Here is a 2,582-nt window from a genome sequence, read left to right as displayed (position 1 = left end):
GCCGGTCGGACTGGGCTCATAATGCCCGTTATCAGGATGGCGAGGCAAAGAAGATTGTCCGTTACGCCTTTCATCCACGTTCGGGCGGGGAGATTTTCGTCACAGGCCGTCAGCGTTATTGCGGTGAGCCGGCCTATGTCGGGCGACAACCGGATGGCAGCCTGGCGCTGATTCCGATCTGGATGACGGAAGAGATCGCCCTGACGATGGCGGTTCGCGAGGCGCCCCGTTTTCCCCTTTCATGCCTGCGCGACCTGCGCCGCGAGGTCGATGCATGTCTACGTTTTCTGCAGAGCGACTCACGCCAGCCAGGAGACGACCATGCAGCGCAGGCAATGCCGAACCGACCAGCCAGACCTGTTTTCCAAGAAGGCTCCGCCATCGAGTCTTCCAGGCGAAGTCCGGGAACGCACCCTCCCGCTGATCGAGACCTTGCTGAGGGAAGCGGTGGTGAGCCAGACGGGACGGGAGGCAGATCATGAAGATCACCGCTGAACATCTCGCGCGCGGTGCCTATGTCTATGTCCGGCAGTCGACGGCCGATCAGCTCGTCAAAAATCCCGAGAGCCGGCGACGCCAATATGGCCTTGCCGAGCGAGCGCGGTCCCTTGGCTGGAAAGACGCCATCGTCATCGATGAAGATCTCGGTCGTTCAGGGTCTGGCATCCGCCGTCCGGGCTTTGAGAAGCTTCTGGCGGCGATCTGCGAAGGTCGGGTTGGTGCGGTCCTCGCCATTGAAGCCTCCCGGCTGGCCCGCAATGGCCGGGACTGGCATACGCTCATCGAGTTTTGCGGCCTTGTCGGAACGCTCATCATCGATGAGGACGGCATCTACGAACCGCGTCATCCCAACGACAGGCTGCTGCTCGGCATGAAGGGCACGATGAGCGAACTGGAGCTTTCGATCCTGCGGGCCCGCTCGATCGAAGCCCTGAAGCAGAAGGCACGACGGGGCGAACTTTTCCTGACGGTGGCGATCGGTTACGTCAAGTCGGGCCGGAACCGGGTCGAGAAAGACCCGGACCTGCGGATCCGCGAGGCGATCGATCTTGTATTCCGGCGTTTCGACGAACTGCAGAGCATCCGGCAGGTGCATCTGTGGTTGCGCCGCGAGGGCATTATGCTCCCTGCCGTAAATTACACGCGCGCGGCGGACAGGGCGATCGTCTGGAAGCTGCCCGTCTACAATACGGTGCACCACATTCTCACCAACCCGATCTACGCCGGCGCCTATGCGTTCGGGCGAACCTGCAGCAAAGTCACCATAGAGGCCGGACGCAAACGGATTTTGCGTGGGATCAGGCGCGATCGCGCCGACTGGGAGGTCTTGCTCATCGACCATCACGAAGGTTACCTGAGCTGGCACGATTTTGAGAGGAATCAGCGCCTGATCACGGACAATGCCACAAGCAAAGGCCTGGTGCCGCGCGGTGCTCTTCGCCGGGGCGAGTTGCTGCTCGGCGGTCTCTTGCGCTGCGGCCATTGCGGCCGCAAGCTGCATGTCTCCTATTCCGGCAGCAACGGCAATACGGGGCGCTATCATTGCCGCGGAGCGCAGGTCAACCACGGAACCGACCCGTGCATCGGCTTCGGATCGTTGCGGGTCGATCAGGCGGTCAGCGCGGAGGTTCTTCAACGCCTTCAACCGCTCGGCATGGAAGCGGCGATCAAGGCCATCGAGACCTCCACCGTGCAGGCTGGAGAGAAGCGGCGCCATGTGGAGCTCGCACTCGAACAGGCACGTTATGAAGCCGCCCATGCACGCCGCCAGTATGACGCCGTCGACCCGGACAACCGGCTTGTAGCAGGCGAACTGGAGCGACGCTGGAATGCCGCGCTCGTAGCCGTCCGCGAGCGTCAGGACGAGCTTGACGCGCTCGACCGCCACAAGCCTGAGGCTCTGGGAGAAGAGGAACGGCGGAGCCTGCTGCGCATGGGCGCCGATCTCGAACTGGCATGGCATCATGCCAACGCCACCGCCATCACGCGCAAGCGGATCATCCGTGCCGTGATCCGCGAGATTGTCGTCGCCATCGAAGACGACCACATCAAAATGCTGGTGCATTGGCAGGGCGGCGACCATACCGCGCTTTCGGTCAGGAAGAACAAGGCAGGCCATCACCGTTGGGGCGCCCCGCCGGACATCGAGGACCTGATCCGTGCCCTGGCACGCCAATTGCCGGATAGAGCGATCGCATCGCTTCTCAACCGGCTCGGCAAAACCACGGGTCGTCTGAACGGATGGACGCAGTCCCGTGTCTGCACTTTCCGCAACCAGCACGACATCGCCGTCTACAAAAAGGACGAACGGTCGGAGCGCGGCGAGTATACATTGGAGGAAACGGCTGCGAAGCTCGGCCTGCGGCCAATGACCGTGCTGCGCATGATCCGCGCCGGCGATCTGAAGGCCGAGCAGTATTGCAAGGGTACGCCCTGGATCATCCGTCATGAAGATATCGAGCAACTCGATATCCAGCACCATTCCGGCAGGAGCGGACACAGTCCATTATCACAATCACAGGATCAGCAGATCCAGCTTTTTCAATAACATAGCGAGGTGTGCATTATGTCGTGGGATCGGC

General features: G+C 61.7%; 2 protein-coding genes. Both read left to right on the top strand.

Annotated features, from left to right (window positions below; translation table 11 throughout):
- The coding region (locus tag NKH49_RS34535) for a hypothetical protein (RefSeq protein WP_352826326.1) at nucleotides 1-482 on the top strand (482 nt) is incomplete at its 5' end.
- Nucleotides 479-2,548, top strand: coding sequence for a recombinase family protein (locus NKH49_RS34530; RefSeq protein WP_352930128.1), 2,070 nt, complete (start codon nucleotides 479-481; stop codon nucleotides 2,546-2,548). The genes NKH49_RS34535 and NKH49_RS34530, both read left to right, overlap by 4 nt.
- The last annotated feature ends 34 nt before the right edge of the window (nucleotides 2,549-2,582 follow it).

It is taken from the genome of Mesorhizobium sp. M1088, from assembly GCF_040318575.1.
Classification (GTDB): Bacteria; Pseudomonadota; Alphaproteobacteria; order Rhizobiales; family Rhizobiaceae; genus Mesorhizobium.
Note: the sequence above shows the minus strand (reverse complement) of the source record. Positions and strands in the feature narration are given on the sequence as shown.

What these genes read in the sequence shown, in the direction of transcription:
- NKH49_RS34530 (WP_352930128.1), top strand. Translation starts at nt 479, where the DNA reads ATGAAGATCACCGCTGAACATCTCGCGCGCGGTGCCTATGTCTATGTC.